Source organism: Fibrella aquatilis (assembly GCF_017353255.1).
GTDB classification, from domain to species: Bacteria; Bacteroidota; Bacteroidia; order Cytophagales; family Spirosomataceae; genus Fibrella; species Fibrella aquatilis.
Genome location: NZ_JAFMYU010000002.1, coordinates 1 through 16,034, shown reverse-complemented (window position 1 = coordinate 16,034; position 16,034 = coordinate 1). Strand labels below are relative to the sequence as shown.

General features: G+C 51.4%; 15 protein-coding genes. 7 read left to right on the top strand and 8 right to left on the bottom strand.

The genetic code is table 11. From position 1 onward, the window contains the following. Positions 1-320: 320 nt before the first annotated feature. From J2I48_RS02375 to J2I48_RS02345, 7 genes are all read right to left on the bottom strand, one after another. Positions 321-2,813 (bottom strand): T9SS type A sorting domain-containing protein, encoded by a 2,493-nt coding sequence (locus tag J2I48_RS02375; RefSeq protein ID WP_207333788.1) that lies wholly within the window; start codon positions 2,811-2,813, stop codon positions 321-323. Between the two features lie 18 nt (positions 2,814-2,831). Further along, positions 2,832-3,293 (bottom strand): hypothetical protein, encoded by a 462-nt coding sequence (locus J2I48_RS02370; protein ID WP_229375756.1) that lies wholly within the window; start codon positions 3,291-3,293, stop codon positions 2,832-2,834. Between the two features lie 56 nt (positions 3,294-3,349). Continuing rightward, complete coding sequence (locus J2I48_RS02365; RefSeq protein ID WP_207333787.1) at positions 3,350-4,057, bottom strand: outer membrane beta-barrel protein; 708 nt, start codon at positions 4,055-4,057, stop codon at positions 3,350-3,352. A gap of 78 nt (positions 4,058-4,135) precedes the next feature. Beyond that, complete coding sequence (locus J2I48_RS02360; protein ID WP_207333786.1) at positions 4,136-5,221, bottom strand: hypothetical protein; 1,086 nt, start codon at positions 5,219-5,221, stop codon at positions 4,136-4,138. Positions 5,222-5,452: 231 nt separating this feature from the next. Continuing rightward, positions 5,453-5,836 (bottom strand): hypothetical protein, encoded by a 384-nt coding sequence (locus J2I48_RS02355; protein WP_207333785.1) that lies wholly within the window; start codon positions 5,834-5,836, stop codon positions 5,453-5,455. Positions 5,837-5,941: 105 nt separating this feature from the next. Next, positions 5,942-6,325, bottom strand: a complete 384-nt coding sequence (locus J2I48_RS02350; protein ID WP_207333784.1) for a hypothetical protein — start codon at positions 6,323-6,325, stop codon at positions 5,942-5,944. A gap of 308 nt (positions 6,326-6,633) precedes the next feature. Further along, on the bottom strand, positions 6,634-6,822 hold the full coding sequence (locus J2I48_RS02345; RefSeq protein WP_207333783.1) for a hypothetical protein: 189 nt from the start codon (positions 6,820-6,822) through the stop codon (positions 6,634-6,636). A 205-nt stretch (positions 6,823-7,027) separates the two neighbouring features. On the opposite strand from J2I48_RS02345, the gene J2I48_RS02340 reads away from it, so the two are divergent. The 5 genes from J2I48_RS02340 (at position 7,028) to J2I48_RS02320 (ending at position 12,918) form a co-directional block, all read left to right on the top strand. Next, entirely contained in the window at positions 7,028-8,878 is a 1,851-nt protein-coding gene (locus tag J2I48_RS02340; RefSeq protein WP_207333782.1) for a tetratricopeptide repeat-containing sensor histidine kinase, read from the top strand. Positions 8,879-8,890: 12 nt separating this feature from the next. Continuing rightward, the gene (locus tag J2I48_RS02335; protein ID WP_207333781.1) at positions 8,891-9,706 is read left to right on the top strand and encodes a LytR/AlgR family response regulator transcription factor; all 816 of its coding nucleotides are present in this window, start codon (positions 8,891-8,893) and stop codon (positions 9,704-9,706) included. 115 nt (positions 9,707-9,821) lie between these two features. After that, positions 9,822-11,498, top strand: coding sequence for a sensor histidine kinase (locus tag J2I48_RS02330; RefSeq protein WP_207333780.1), 1,677 nt, complete (start codon positions 9,822-9,824; stop codon positions 11,496-11,498). After that, the gene (locus J2I48_RS02325; protein ID WP_207333779.1) at positions 11,495-12,286 is read left to right on the top strand and encodes a response regulator transcription factor; all 792 of its coding nucleotides are present in this window, start codon (positions 11,495-11,497) and stop codon (positions 12,284-12,286) included. The genes J2I48_RS02330 and J2I48_RS02325 overlap by 4 nt, the downstream gene beginning before the upstream one ends. 71 nt (positions 12,287-12,357) lie before the next feature. Next, positions 12,358-12,918 (top strand): acyl-CoA thioesterase, encoded by a 561-nt coding sequence (locus J2I48_RS02320; protein WP_207333778.1) that lies wholly within the window; start codon positions 12,358-12,360, stop codon positions 12,916-12,918. Positions 12,919-13,021: 103 nt separating this feature from the next. Here J2I48_RS02320 and J2I48_RS02315 read toward each other — a convergent pair whose 3' ends face one another. After that, a complete protein-coding gene (locus J2I48_RS02315) occupies positions 13,022-14,599 on the bottom strand; it encodes a S53 family peptidase (RefSeq protein ID WP_207333777.1) in 1,578 nt (525 codons plus the stop codon). A gap of 100 nt (positions 14,600-14,699) precedes the next feature. Between J2I48_RS02315 and J2I48_RS02310 the strand changes: the two genes are divergently transcribed. Further along, a complete protein-coding gene (locus tag J2I48_RS02310; RefSeq protein ID WP_207333776.1) occupies positions 14,700-14,939 on the top strand; it encodes a hypothetical protein in 240 nt (79 codons plus the stop codon). A 25-nt stretch (positions 14,940-14,964) separates the two neighbouring features. Next, entirely contained in the window at positions 14,965-15,996 is a 1,032-nt protein-coding gene (locus tag J2I48_RS02305) for an NADP-dependent oxidoreductase (RefSeq protein WP_207333775.1), read from the top strand. Positions 15,997-16,034 lie beyond the last annotated feature (38 nt).

The window sequence follows — 16,034 nt, the reverse complement described above, 5'->3', positions numbered from 1 at the left end:
TCTTACCTGCGCGAAGCAACAGCAGATTTTTTATTTATGCCAGTTCCAGTTATTCTGGCTTGACCCGTTCGCTGCCGTTATCAGCTCAACAGTAAAATGCGCCGCGCCGGTTGACTCAGTGTTGTATCAATACGACTACCAGAGTACATAATCATACCCGAAAACAGCCGTCAGTATATCTAACCCTCTCCTGATTACGTGGTGGTTTCCTGAACTGGAGTGCATAAACTCATGGTCATTGATAAAAATGCCCATACGCGTACCACCCCTGTTCACAATGACCACCCCTCGGCGAAACGATGATGAAGACATAAAAGGGCCTATTGCCGTAGCAACCGCAACGCACCTTGCTGCCCGTTGCTAGTGGCGCGGAGCAGATAGATAGCGGTGGGCTGCGGTGTTAGGTCGAGTTGTTCGGTGTGTTGCCCCGCCACGCTGATCTGCTTCTGCCACAGGCTGCGCCCGGTCAGATCGTGGAGGGTAAGCGTAACCGAAATAGTACGCCCCGGCTGGGTCACAATGCGTATCTGAATGGCTCCGGGGTTGGGATTTGGCGAGGCCGTCAAAGTAAAATCGGGGCCGGTTTGTGGTTCTTCAATGGCGGTAATCAGGCTGATCTGAGTGGCCGTTGCCGTGGCCGAACAGCCATCCTGCGACACTGTGAGGCCGTAATCCCCCGGCTGCTGCGCTACATATGTTGCCTGGGTGGCTCCGGCAATGGGTTGTCCGTCGCGGGTCCACTGGTAGGTCAGACCCGTGCCGGTATTGGCTGTGAGCGTCACGCTGTTGCCCGCAGTGAAGCCCGGTGCAGAGGCTGTAACGGTAACGGTGGGGCTGGGTCGCTGCGTCACGGTAGCGGTGGCCGAGCTGCTGGCGCAACCGCTTGCATCCGTCACGGTTACGACATATGTCCCCCCCGCATTGACCGATAATGTTGCCGCCGACGTACCAATAACAGCAGTACCCTGTTTCCAGGCATAGGTATAAGGGCTGGTGCCACCCGCAGCCGTGGCCGTGAGTGTGATCGGTTGTCCGGCGCAGAACGAGACCGCGGCAGGCAGTGACACGGTGGGAGCGGTACGTTGTGTGGCCGTGACCGGCGACGACCCACTACAACCGTTGGCATCCGTTGCTATGACCGTATACGCCCCCGCCGCGTTGACCGTCAGGCTGGCTGAGCCAGTCCCTATAGCGGTGGTACCCTGCTGCCAGCGATACGTGTACGGAGTCATGCCACCCGTCGCCGTTGCCGATAATGTGGTAGTAGTGTTTGGACAAAAAACCAGAGAACCAGTAACAACAAGACTAATATTAGGGCAGTTTTTAAGGTCTGTGCGATAGAGTTCCGTATCATCATAATTATTATTAGCGTAGCTTGTAGGAAATCCCAAAAAAATTAAACTTTTATCTATTGAGAGAAATCCATAATCTTTGAATGTAGGATTTATCATGCGACATTCTAAATCAGGCCCTAATGGACATAAGACCTTAGTTCCTGATTGAGTCCCATCAGTTTTCCATATTCCTGATTTGGTATTTGCATCAGCGCTTACTCCATTAACTTTTCCATAAAAATACAAATTACCATCTATCTCTGTTACAAGCCTTATAATAGCTTCGCCTTTCCCTTCTGGGTCAACATCTACAACTGGTATTGTTCCTTCTATTGTACCATTTGTTTTCCAAACTTTAACACCTTTAAGAAGATTGTTTTTTGTTCCATAATCTATGAAATATAATTCATTCTTATATATAAAAACCCTCGTTTCGGAAAATAAATCTGTATTACTAAAACGTACATTGTTCTGGAGTGAGAATGTTCCTGTCATAGTGCCATCGGTACGCCACAAACTACTGTTATGTAAGAAATAAACGAAACGGTCATCACCCCAAAAGTCAGTGTTGATGCTATTAGTAGAGAATACACTACCACTTTCTCTAACTAAAATAGTACTAGCCATTGTACCATCTGACTTAAATAAACCTTTTTTATTAGTAAAATACAATTGTCCGTTCGCAGCGCTAATGTTATTTATCCCATCTACGTGTAATTTTATTTTTGATATTTGCCCTAAAGTATTCATTTGGTAAAAGCGATTTGACTCTTCGATTCGAGTTTCATACGACGATGGTCCGAGTAAAAAACTAAGCGATCCTTTATAATTGAATAATTTGGGCTTAAAAGACTGAAAATTTTGGAATTCTCCAACCAATGTTGTCGATTCTATACTACCCTTTGTTTTAAATAAACGCCAGACCACTACAGGAGTACTGTTAAATATAATTCTTGAATTATCCCAAAAATAAACCTCATTATTATAAATAAAGAAAGATCTAAAAGATTGTTTTTCTCTATCGTATGCGGCACCTTCGTTTATCTCTGTAATCATAAATGTTCCTTTATCTGTTCCATCACTTCTCCATATTTCGTAGCCGTGAGTGCCATCATTTGCTTCAAAGTACATTATTCCATTTAATACTACTGGCTTATTATCACCAGCAATATCAGATACAGTTATATTGCCGGTTATAGCCTCATATCCATATCTTGAGGATTTTGTGCCCGGTGCTATATCTTTAACCAATGACGTTCCTTGCAATGTGCCGTCTGTTTTCCACAATTCTTTTCCATAATATTGATCTTCAGCATAGAATAGTACAACAGTGGCGTTTAGTTTAGTTACATATTCTATATTTCCTCGTTTTTTTTCAAAACCGATATTTTTAATTATACTGGCACAACTCGACTGCGCTGAAGAAGAGCCGATGCTGCACAACAGCATCATTGCAAGGAGGTAGAGAATGTTTTTCATGGTATTAATGTGGTTTTACTATGGGTTGATCAATACGTACTGGTTGGTGCTATTACCCGTTTTGGGGCTGGCTGTGACGCGGGTCAGGGTTATCTGGGTATCAGTGCTGGCGTTGATCGTGAACTCGATGGTGCCGCCTGTGCCGGTGGGTGCCGGGGTCAGGCCCGACAGCACGAGGCGGGTATCGCTCGGTACGGCATACTGGCCGTTGACGGTGATGCCATCGTAATCGGTGAAGCTCACGGCGGGTGGGCTACTGAGGTCGAGGCGGTAGGGGCTGTAGTTGCGCACGTTGCTGGCCCCGCCTTTGGTGTAGACCACGGTGGCGTTTTCTTTCACGCTCTGGGCCGTCCAAACCCGTTTAACCTTATCGGCCACAGATGGGTCAACGGTTTTTTTACCACAAGCTAACAGGCTTATGGTAAGTGTTATGGCTAGTCTACAGACGGGCCACAGACGTAGAATAGATGTCGTTTTCATAAAAAAAGGTGTGATAAGTGGGAAAGCTTTTACCGCCGCTGAAACCGGCCATCTGGTTAGCGACCTATGTCGAAGAAATAGGAAGCTTTAAGCCCAAACTGAAAATACGTGGACGTGTAACTAGGGTATTGTTTTGTACCTGTAGCGAAACTGGATAGGGAGGGTTGAATATGAAATCCTAACTCAAGGAAGCGTCGGTTTAAGTCAAGCTGTTTTAGTATACCCAGACTGACACTGACATCAGTGGGCACAATCCTATCATTGGAACTATTGCCAATTGGTAGTTTAGCTTCTTCACCGTCGAACTTGTAGCCCGCAACCGTATAAGCGTCAGTTTTACTCGTTCCGCTTAGAGCAATACCCAGCACAAGACCACCTACCAATCGAAATCCATTCTCTCCCAACCCAACCGTGACCAGCAACGGTACATCGAGGTAATTGATTTGATTGCTACCACTGGCAGTCACCGTATAGCCTGACCGGGTGACGCTAGTCTGAATATTACTTCCTCTTGTTGAGTACAGTAGACCGGATCGGATACCAACCTGTTCACTAATCGTATAGTCAATCAATGCGCCTACCTGCCATCGTGGTACAAAGCCAGGACTTACCCGGCTTCCATTGCTGGTGAATAGATTTAAATAGGCGTTCGAATAAGAAATGGTTGCCAAGTTCACGCCCACTGTTGGGGCGATTCGCCATTGCTGGCCGAAAACAGGGGTGCAGCCAAGGGCACCCAACAGTAACAGGAGATACGTTTTCATAAAAAAGTATGGTGTGGACAGAATCAGAAAGCAGTCGGTATCGAGGCGTGAGGCGGCGGTATGGATCACGCCGGCGGGTTAATTCAACAGGCACTGTGCGGCAGCCCGCACCTGCAGGGCGCGGCTTTCATTGACTTTGTCTTCGGCAAACTTTCGGTTGTAGAAGTTCAGCCGATATTCTTTTACGAGTTTCTGCGACAGTAGCCGTGCCTGTTCGGGTGAAAGCTTGTAGTACATCAGCATCTCGGAGTCCATCGAATAGCCACTACCCCAGGAGTAATCAGACTCCGAACTTTCGGCAGGCAGAAACTGCAACACCGAACCATCCTGCATCAACAACATCAAGGGCTTATCACTACTGACAAACATGGTGTGAATACCCGGCTTGCTGGCATAGAGTACCAGTGTCAGGTCATTACCATCAGCCCGAAAGATCAAGCTTACTTCCATGTCTTCAATCCCGAAAGCGTTGGCACTTCCCTGACCAACCAGTGTGTTCAGAGCTACCGCCCCTGGCTTCCATCCACGGAGTGTCACCCGCGAAGCCCGCACGGTTTTCTTGGTGAACTTGTCATTCCAGGTTGCGCAGTCTGCTGTTGGTCCGTTCGATTTTTTGGTCCCCTGCGGTCGTTCCGAATCTGTTATAGCCGTTTTGCCACGTTCTGTAGACGGGTTTGTGTAATTGACCTGCGCTACTCTGGCCTGCGTTTTTGTGTCTGGTTTTGAGGTAAGTGCTGTCCCCCCTGATGTCATCATTATTTTGATGATGCCCTCCGGCACATTAGCCATTTTAAGTTGGATCATACCATCCGTGCTGACATCGAAACGGGTGGGGCCAGCCTGGATTTTCTGCGTGATCAGCCTTCGGCCAAGTTTTGCCTGGTATAGCCGGATCACATCGTCGTTGGTAAGTATGTCCGTTGGATGCGTCAGAGAAAGCATCGTTTCCATGATCGATTCGGGCACATCGGCGCTTTTTAACTCTAGCAGTCCATTGGTCGTCATGTCGAACTTAGATCGACCGACATTTATTTTGTCAGCGATCAGCGGGCGGGCTACCTTCGCCTGATACATGGCTATAACGCTCTGGTTTGTAAGAACTTCCTGGGCGTTGGCCGCAAAGCCAGCAAAACAGAGGCAAACAGAAAAGTAAAGCGTTTTCATCATCGTATCAGGTTTTAAAGACGTAATAGAATCGGTACGTATTACCGTTGAGGGACCATCAAATCCAATCGCCTACAGGGGCTGGTGAACAAGCGAACTACTTGGCTGAACTCGATCCACTTGCCAGCTTTAAACCCCTGTCTTCGATGGGCTAAACGCTTGGGATCAGGGACGTGCTGCCTGTGGCCCAACAGGTGAGAGCGCGGAGCAAATGGCACACACTACAAGCAGTTAAGTAAAATTTGGGCCACCAGCTTTTCTCAAAGCAATGGATAATCGTTGAGCAAATTCCTTTGTGTCTTTGTCTACTGAATATCCGTTGAAGTTTATTTTGTGAACAGGTTTAACAAAATCATCCACCTCTATATCCACGCTGCCCTGATTAGCCAGAATAGATGCTTTAGTTTTCACCAGTGTATTGGATTTAATACCCGTAACCTTGCTGACGGGGTAAGTGTGCTTTCCGATTGTTATCATGCCAGTGGTAAAGTCAACCTTGACACCGTTTTGGTAAAATGAATTTTCATTGACGACGACGGTTTTACGCTTTTTGCTAACCGTGTAGAGAAAATAAATTACTCCGCCAATGATGGCAAGTATGATTATGGTATCCATGTAGAGATGGGGGTAAAATGAGAAAGACCTATAATCAAGATGCTCAACCTTTGTGGGCGCTTACCCTGTCGTGCGACAGGTGACAGCACCAGGTAAAATACTCTTTTATTCAAAATTTGGGCCACCAGCTTTCGAGATTGCCAGCGAAAGCCGATTAATGAAAGAACGGCCCTGTTGCTGATTCGTGACGATGATTGTATGCACGGGCTTGGTCATGTCTGCAACCTCAACATTAACTATTACTCGACCACTTATACCGCTGTCTTCGATGATAGACTTAATGCCTCTAACCTGGGAAACAGTATAGATATGTTTACCAAACTGAATTGTTCCTTTGTTATAGTTGACTGTTACACCAGCCTGTTGAAAATACTCGGGATTGTCGACAAATTTTCTGTTTTTTGTGTATGTTCTGTAAAGGAAATAAATAGACCCTCCCCAAAACACTACAGCTAATAAAGAGCTGAAAAATCCATTAACAAATTCCATCGGTTGATTTGATTAAGTATAGAATGTAGAAAGTTGAATCACCATAAAACAAGACTACCTATTAATCTGGGGTGCTTACACTGTCGCACTCCTACAGCTCGCTGCCTGTCGGCTGAAACGCCGACATGGAAGCTAGTCGATGAACCTGCACCCAACGTACATTTTCCTGAGCATATTCGTGGTGACATCTCCACCAACGCCGGTTTTTTCTCCACCAACCGGGGGTTTCGCAAAACGTAATTTTCGGCCCAAAAAAGTAGCCTCGTCCGGGCGGTAGACAGGCCACCCAGACGGACTTTATGGCCTGGTTACTGGTCGTCGCGGGCATCATAGCGCCGCCAGCTACCCTCACCGATTTCCTTGACGAATCCGTCGTTGTCGACCATCAGTGCTTTCTTGCCCTCCTGCTTATACACGTCGTCGTGGCTACCCGACTGGTGCCGCCCATTTTCTTCCATCCGTTCGATGGCCTTGTCTCGTTCGCTTGGCTCGTTCATTGCTGTAAGTGGTTATTTGTGAGCTGGTTAACGATTATCCGCTAACCATAGATCAAACATAATGGGGCGAAAATGAGCGAAAAAATGGGAGTTCATAACCGTGTTGGTATGGCTGGGAAATGCGTTGAAACCGCTGGAAACTGCGTTGCCTCTACCTTTGCGTAACTGACCTTGGCTGAGTAGCTTGAGTCATTATATCACACCTATGTTCCTCCACCCACTCATGAACTACCATATCTGTCTACTTTTGACCGGTCTGCTTGCTGCGTTTTCAGCCTCCGCGCAGGTTACGCCACAGCAACTCGATTCCCTGAAAAAACAGAGTAAGCTGTATCTGAAAAAAGATACTACGCGGGTGAAGTTGCTGGTCACGCTAGGCGATGCCATGACCACCATAGAACCTAAAGAAGCTATCCGCTACGCCGACGAAAGCCTGAGGCTGGCGCAGACCATAAACTGGCCGATGGGCGTTGCTGCGGCTTACCGGCAGCTTGGCAAAATCGAGATGTCAGCGGGTGCATACGCCAAAGCGGTTGACTACCATCACAAAGCGCTTGCCGCAAGCCATGCCATAAAAAGCCCGGACCAACGTACTTTATTTGAGGCCACCGAGCAAAACAACCTCGGCACCATTTACCTCAACGTGCAGGATTATGATAAGGCGATTGTGGCGTTCACGCAGTTTCTGAACACAGTGCAACGGCTAAAACGCCCCGACCTGCGGCGGGAGGAACGCATCGCGCTGCTCAATTTAGGTGAGGCATATTTTCGGAAACGTGCGTTCGAGAAAGGCATTACGTTTGTCAGCCGTAGTCTGGCGCAGGCCGAAACCGACCACGATTATCAGGTTGCAGCCTATGCGCTGAACAGTTTGGGTATTGCCCACACGAACTTCAAACAGCCAACAAAATCTATTGAGTTGTTTAAGAAAGGCATCGTCAACGCTGAAAAGGCAGGTGATAGACAGATTTCTTCGATGCTGGAGGCAGGCGTGGCTGATGTACTTTGGGAATTCGAGCGCTTCGATGAAGCCGAGCAACATGCCAAACAGGCTATGAAACTGGCTCAGGAGTTAAATATGATGGAAAGTCAACGGCAGATCGCGCAACTGCTAGGCTACATCTACATTGCCCAAGGGAAAAAGCAGTTGGCAATCACAAATCTCGACAAAGCAACGTCCCTGCGCGACAGCCTGATGAGCGATGAAAAGAAAGCTGAGATTGCCCGGCTGGAAGAACGCTTCGAGCAGGAGAAACGAACTGCCGTCCTGAACGCACAACACACTGCCGAATTGCAGCAGCAACAAACTAAACGCAATGCCATCATGGGTGGGGCTGGCGCACTAATGCTGGCGGCGGGGGTCAGTTTTCTGTTCTATAAACGCAAACGCGATGCCGATGAGCAGGTAAAAGCCGTCAGGTTCGATACGCTCATTGCCGATACCAAACTCGACGTACTGCGTTCGCAGATCAACCCGCATTTTATCTTCAACGCGCTTAATTCGATCAGCAACTATGTACTGAACAACGATCCCTTTACCGCTGATCGCTACCTGGCCAAGTTCGCCAGCCTGATGCGGGCTATTCTCGATGATTCGGACCGCAAAGAGACCCCCCTGGCAGAAGACATGGCCACGCTGGAACTATACATGGAATTGGAAAGCCTGCGGCTCGACCATCGGTTTACTTACCGGATCGAGATTGACCCAGCCCTCGACCCGCAACGTACCCAGATTCCGCCGCTATTGCTTCAACCATTCGTAGAAAATAGCATCTGGCACGGTCTGGCTATGAGAGAAGCAGACGGCCTGATTACCATCCGGGTGCGGCAAGAGGGCGACATGCTCGTCTGTTCCGTCACCGACAACGGCATTGGGCGCAAACGGGCCGCGCAGGAAAAGCAGGCCCAACCCACCCGCAAATCGCATGGCCTGAACATCACTCAGGCCCGAATCGAGATTATCAACCGGCTGAAAAAAGCAAATGGGTACGTAACGCTCGCCGACCGAACGGACGGTACCGAAGCAACCGTTGGCCTACCGCTGAGTATTGCCTAGTCCCCTACCGATATGCTCCGAACCCTGCTTATTGACGACGAAAACCCCAGCCTGGACAAGCTTGAAAAACTGCTGGCACATTACTGCTCCACCACGGTGCAGGTGGTGGGCCGTTGCCAGACCGTAGAATCTGCCCTGCTGGCTATTGACACGCAACAGCCCGACCTGGTTTTTCTGGATGTTCACCTCGGCGATAGAACAGGCTTCGACCTGCTGGCCGGCGTACCCGATATCACCTTCGACGTGGTGTTTAGCACGGCCTACGACACCTATGCGCTCCGGGCGTTTCAGGCCAATGCCGTCGATTACCTGCTGAAACCCATTGACCCCGACCGATTGAGAAAAGCGGTCGAAAAAGTACAGTCCCGCTCGGTGCATGACCGCACAGAATACCGGCAACAGATAATTCAATCAGTTGATAATCAGCAACGTCGGGTTGGTAAAGTCAGTATTCCCGTTGGTAGTGGCCGCGTCTATATTGCCGTAGGCGACATTGAATACTGTCAGACCGATACGGAGCGAGGCTGCCTCAACCTGTATGGCCTTCGGGAAAAAAAGATGGTCGAAAACGAGTTAGGTTTGAAGGAAATCAAGTTGGTCGATAACGTACTCGGCAGACTCACGCATACGCTCGATGAGTTTGAGAAGTCGTTGAACGATCCTGCCTTTTGCCGGATTCACGAAAGTCGCCTCATCAACCTAACGTATCTGAAAGAGTATATCAACGGGCGGGGTGGGACCGTCATCATGACCGACGGCACCGAACTCATCGTATCAGACCGGCACAAAGCAAACTTTAAACGGCGTACACAACTTGGGTCATTTTAATCACGTCTCTCACCGCTACCGATGCCCGTTTTTCCTCCACTAACTGCTTGAGCTATTGATCGTATGCAGACAAGTTTGTAGGTTTATAGGATAGCTTCTGTTGCTGCCACACCCCATGAGCCATCTTGTTGTCCTGCCCCTGTTGATACTGTCGGCAACACTGCTGGCGCAGCCCTCTGTACATCCCAAACTCGCCCAGGCCCAGGCCCAGTACCGCCACGCATTGGCGCAACATGATACCCTGGCCATGGCCGACGCTGCCTACCTGATGGGCAAGCGGTTCCGGGCCTCCGGCGATTATGCGACTTCACGAAAGTGGTTCCTCTACGCTCTTAAAATCTGGGAGCCACGCGGCCCATCTGTCAACCTCAATAAAGTGTATGTTCAACTAACCGGCGATGGGGCCACGGTTGGCAATTTTAGTGATGCCTTCGGCTATGCTAGGCGGGCACTGGCCAACAGCCGACAATTGAATCACCCGCACAGCCTGATGAGCAGCTACGTTATGTTGAGCGGCCTGCACTGGCAATGTGCGCAAGACACCTCCGTCGACAAATCGCTGAAGGCTTCTGCCGATAGTGCGCTTTTGTACGTAGAAAAAGCCGAAGCCATTGCCCTGACACTAGCTAACCCCAAAGAATTGGCGGGCGTGCGCTACAACTGGGGTTGCATGCTGTCAGTACGGCAACCCCGCAAGGCCATTCCGCTCCTCACCTATGCACTGGCAATGTATGAGCAGGAAAAAGGATCAAACAACCAGGTTGTTTTACATAACACTTTGTTTACCAGTTACATGGCCATCAAACAGTTGTCAATGTCTTATGCTCATCTGTTGAAAGCTGATTCTATTTGTCAAACCCAGAAGCTAGTCGATGCCCCCGTACGAACCACTGTTCATTACAACTGGGCTATCTGGCACCAAAAGAAGGGTCAATGGCAACTGGCTTATACTCGGCTGAAAACGGCCGACTCGCTAAGCCACGCTACATTGACTGCCGACCAACGGGCTAACATCGCCCGACAAAATGTGATGTACGAGACTGAACGGCGAGAAGCCATGCTGGCTAGTCAACGCACCGAACTGGCGCTACGTGATAGCCGGTTGCAAGTACAACGACAGTACACTTTCGCAACCGTGGGGCTGCTGGCTCTGGCTGCTGCTTTTGGTACGGTATTTTACCGGCTCAACCAAACCAATAAACGCATCAGTCGGCAAAATGCACAGTTAGTAGACGAGCAAAGCCACCAGATGAAAAACCATTACCAGAACATTACAAGCCTGCTCAGCCTGCAATCGAACCGGCTAGTCGATGCTGATGCTAGGCGCGCCATGGAAGAAAGTCAGTTGCGGGTACATACTATGGCCGCGCTGAGCCAGAAACTCTACGATACCAAGAAACTGATGAACCTGGGCCTGACTGTCATCATTCCCGACCTGGCGGGGGGGATTCTACGTAGCTACGGCTACGACAGTATACAGCCCGACTATGACCTTACCAACGTACCTATACAGCCCAATCAGACCATTCCTATTGCACTAATTATCAATGAGTTAATTACGAATTCTTGCAAGTATGCTTTCCCCAATAATCCAGCGCCGATGCTTCATATACGTTGCTGGCAGGAGGCAGGCCGGTTGCGGTTACGAGTTCAAGACAACGGTCCAGGTATCGCCCCAACGGTAGGTGAGGCTGGTTTTGGAATGTATCTCATTGCCATCCAGGTAGGGCAACTAGAAGGCAGTTATACCGTTAGTGGCCCGCCCGGATTCACGTTTGATTTATCGTTATGAAACAACCTTTACAGATTCTGATTGTCGAAGATGAGTTGCTGATGGCGGTGGCCATTGAAGAAGCCCTGGTTGGGGCAGGCTTTGGCATTTGTGGCATTGCCCGTACTTACCAGGACGCGATTCGGCTTATTGCATGTAGTACGGCACAAGCTGCTGTGGTCGATATTAACCTGGCAGGCAGTGCCGACACCTGTCTACCTGAACTCGATGGCGTTGCCACAGCTCGTGCCCTGCTCCGCCATACGTGGATGCCCCTGATTTACCTCACTGGCAACACCGACGAGGCCACCTTTGAGCGGGCCAAAACAACCAATCCGTTTGCTTTTTTGACTAAACCCCTGCGCCCACGGGAATTGGTACAACAAGTGCAATTGGCCCTGCATAATTTTCAGCAGAGTGAACCGATAAGGGCGGGAGCTACCGAAGAACCCGTGTATTTGCCGACCGAAAAGGGATATGCGCGTGTCCAGCAGACGGAGATTTTGTACCTACAGGCAGCCGGTAATTTCACGTCTGTCTTTCTAACTGCCCCGGCAACAAAACGGCTGATACCAGAAGGAAAAGGAGAAAAACCACTGATACTGACGGGCAATTTGGGCTATTGGGGAAACCACCTATCACCCCGGCTTTTCCTGCGGTTGTCGAAATCACTGATCGTCAACCTAACGCACATTGACCGGGTCGAAGCGCACCAAATCACGCTGGCGCATTGTAGCGCCCCCCTACCCCTGCCCGGTGGCACACATAAATCGCTGCTCAACCGGCTGCACGTCATCCGCACCCGGTGATAGTTATGCTGAAAATGCTTGAATCAGCTCTGTAGTGGCCTATTTTTGCAGCCCATATGCTCCGGCCATTCATGCCCGATTCCACACACGCCCCCCGCGCCGTTCGTCATTCGCAGACGACCCTGACCGAACTGATGATTCCGGCCTACGCCAACTTTGGCGGCAAAATTCACGGCGGCACGTTACTCTCGCTGATGGATAAAGTAGCCTACGCCTGTGCCGCCAAACACGCGGGCGAATACTGCGTAACGGTGTCGGTAGACGGGGTCAATTTCCGGCAACCGGTTGAGGTAGGCGAGTTAGTATCGCTGATGGGGTCGGTCAATTACGTGGGGCGCACATCGCTGGTGGTGGGGATCAAGGTTATTGCCGAAAACGTGAAGACGGGCGTGGTGAAGCATACCAACACCTCCTACTTCACGATGGTGGCCAAAAACGAAGCGGGCGAGCCTACCGAGGTGCCTCCCCTGCTGCTGGAAACCCCCGACGACGCCCGCCGTTTTCTGGAGGCCATGAAACGCAAAGAACTCCGCGCCGCCTACAGCCAGCATTTCGACAATGCCCGTACGGCTATGCTCCTGCAAGAAAATATGGCCGCGCTGGCCGGAGAGCGGTGTGTGGTAGGGTTTTAGATTTACGAATTACGATGTACGATTTACGATTTATTGCTGACGCACTTGGGCTAAGCCAGCGTACTTCGGCGTCAGCAATAAATCGTACATCGTAATTCGTAAATCAGATCGCTTTCGCCAGCTTCTGCCCATCCACTACGCCAAGGCCGGTGGCGGCGTCCCAGCCGGGTTGGGCTTTGTAGCCTTTGTTGCCCGCCACGGTGATGTTGTCGCCCTGGGTGATGTCGCGGCAAACGGCGGGGTTAGCGTAAAGAATGGGATTCAGGAAACCCACCGGTTTGGCCCGCTGCTGGTTAAGCAGGGCTACCAACCCCGCCATAAGAGGTGACACCGCGCTAGTACCCCCAATGACCATATTCTGCCCATCCACCCGGACGTTGTAGCCTGTAGCGGGGTCGGCCACGGCCGATACGTCGGGCAGGCCGCGGCCAACGCGCTTGCCGTCGTTAACGGAAGGTGGCACCCCGGCTTTTTGCTGGTAGTCGGGCAGGTCGAAGGCGTCGCTGATGCCCCCGCCGGTGGCGCTGTCTTTACTGGCGTGCCAGACGGTTTCGGAGATGATTACGTTGCCGTTGGTCTTCAAATTAGTCCCCCCGCAGGCCAGCACAAACGGGCTTGAAGCCGGAAAATCGACGTGGGCTTTCCCATCGTTTACGCCATCGCCCGACCCGGTGTCGCCCGCCGCCGCACAGACGGTGATGCCCAGCGCAGCGGCCCCCTGAAACGCCTGGTTGAACGTGGTTAGCGACTGGGCGGTCCAGTTTTTTTCGGCGGCACCCCAGCTAATCGAGATCACCGACGGCTTATTGACGGTATCGTGCAGGGCGGTGGTGATGGCGTCCAGAAATCCTTTGTCGGTGTTAGGCGCGAAGTAAACAATCAGCTGAGCACCCGGCGCTACGGCCCCCGCCACTTCGATATCAAGCATCACTTCGCCGTCGGCACTGTTGGCAGTACTGGGACTGTTGACCCCACCATCGACCGATACAGCCTTGACCACAGGGGCCTTCAGGCCGAGGCTTTTGAAATAGGCCGTGATGTCGGCGGGCCGGAAACCACCCCCCAGTTCAATAATGGCAATGCGCTGGCCTTTGCCCGTTACGCCGGTGGGGTAGTTATAAATGTTGGCCAGTTGATTGGGGTTAAACGACGTGGTGACGGCACGGGGGTTGGCAATGCCGCCCGCCTCTTTCCGCAGCACCTGGAAATGGGCCGTGGCCGCCGGGCGGTTATCCAGCCCGAATACACCTTCGAGTAAGTCAACCAGTTCAGCGGGTACCTGCACAGGGCCACTACGCCCTCGAAAAACGGTACCGTCGGGTGCTTTGTAGTTGGCCAGTGATACGCCAAAAGCCGCACTGAACTGAGCCACCGTGCCCCGCACAATCACACTGCGTCGGGCCGCGCTAAGCAGCACCGTACTCAGCCCCTGTGTGTGCAGGTAATCTTCTACCAGCCGCAACGTAGCCGGGTCGCCGCCAAACTGCGCAGTATACTGACTTTGCGTAAGCGGCTGCGCCACTGTGGCCTCCGTACTCACCAGCGATTCAATGGGCTGGCGGCGTTTCACACGCACGGTTACGTCGAAAACATCAGTAGGTTTGAGCGTGTTAAGTGGGTCGCTGTTGGGGGCAGTTTTGTCGCTGCCGGGCAGGGGAACCAGGGTGTCGAAACGGGCCATGAATTCAGTTGATTTAATACGTTATTGGCCAATCAAGATGCAACAGGTTGGGCATAGTTGGGTGCGCGTTGGGTAGAATTAATAAATCGTACATTAATACATGTGGTACTTCATTCTCAAGCAAGACGACCTGCGGTCTGAGCCGTACCGGGCCTTGCAAAAACAGGCCAGCCTAACCGAGGTTGAGCCGTTTAATGAACCCTTCGACAACCTCGTCGTATTTACCGTCGACAATTATGCCACCTTTGTGGACGCGCTGGACCTTGAAGGGCTGCGCTACGACGTGGTTAACGAACGCCCCACCCGCGACGCCCTGCTTGCGCGGCTGCGCAGCGAATGACTACTAACCACCAATAACCAACAACATGACCTATTCAAACACCCGCGTAAAACTGGCATCGCGACCAGTGGGCATGCCCCAACCCGCCAACCTTGAGATTGATACAGTAGAGATACCGCCCCTGGAGGATGGGCAGATTTTGGTGAAAACCCTCTTTATTTCTCTCGACCCCGCCATGCGCGGCTGGATGAACGAGGGCAAATCCTATATCCCTCCCATCGGCATCGGCGACGTGTTTCGGGCGGGGGCAGCCGGGCAGGTGGTCGAATCGAAACACCCCGCCTTTGCCGTCGGCGACTACGTTACGGGCGGGCTGGGCGTGCAGCAATACGTTCTTGCCGATGGCAACGTGGCCAGCGACCCCGCCAGTCCGGCGTATTTACTCAAAGTTGATACTAACCTGGCACCGCTGGAAACGTACCTCGCCACGCTGGGTATGCCTGGCATGACGGCCTATTTCGGGTTAATCAACACGGGACAACCCAAAGCGGGCGAGACCGTGGTAGTGTCGGGTGCAGCGGGGGCCGTAGGCAGCGTGGTGGGGCAGATTGCCAAAATCAAAGGCTGCCGCGTGGTAGGCATTGCCGGCGACGATGAAAAGTGCGCTTACTGCGTGAATGAACTGGGCTTCGACGCCTGCATCAACTACAAAACCCAGCCGGTCCGCGCTGCTCTCCGCGAAGCCTGCCCCAAAGGCATCGACGTGTATTTCGACAATGTGGGGGGCGATATTCTGGACGACGTGCTGACCCAGATTCGGCTGCGGGCGCGGATCGTGATCTGCGGGGCCATTTCGCAATACAATAATACTACGCCCGTAAAAGGGCCATCAAACTATCTGGCCCTGCTGGTCAACCGCGCCCGGATGGAGGGTATTGTGGTATTCGACAACGCCCCTCACTACAGCATTGCCGCTCAGGAAATGGCCGGCTGGATTCAGGAAGGCACGATGAAAACGCCCAAAGTGCAGGTGGAACACGGCATCGAAAACTTCCTCCCCACGCTGCTAAAGCTGTTTTCGGGCGAAAACTTCGGCAAGCTGGTGCTAGCGCCGTAAATAACGGTAAGTGATGAGTGCGGTCCGACGGGTCGGTA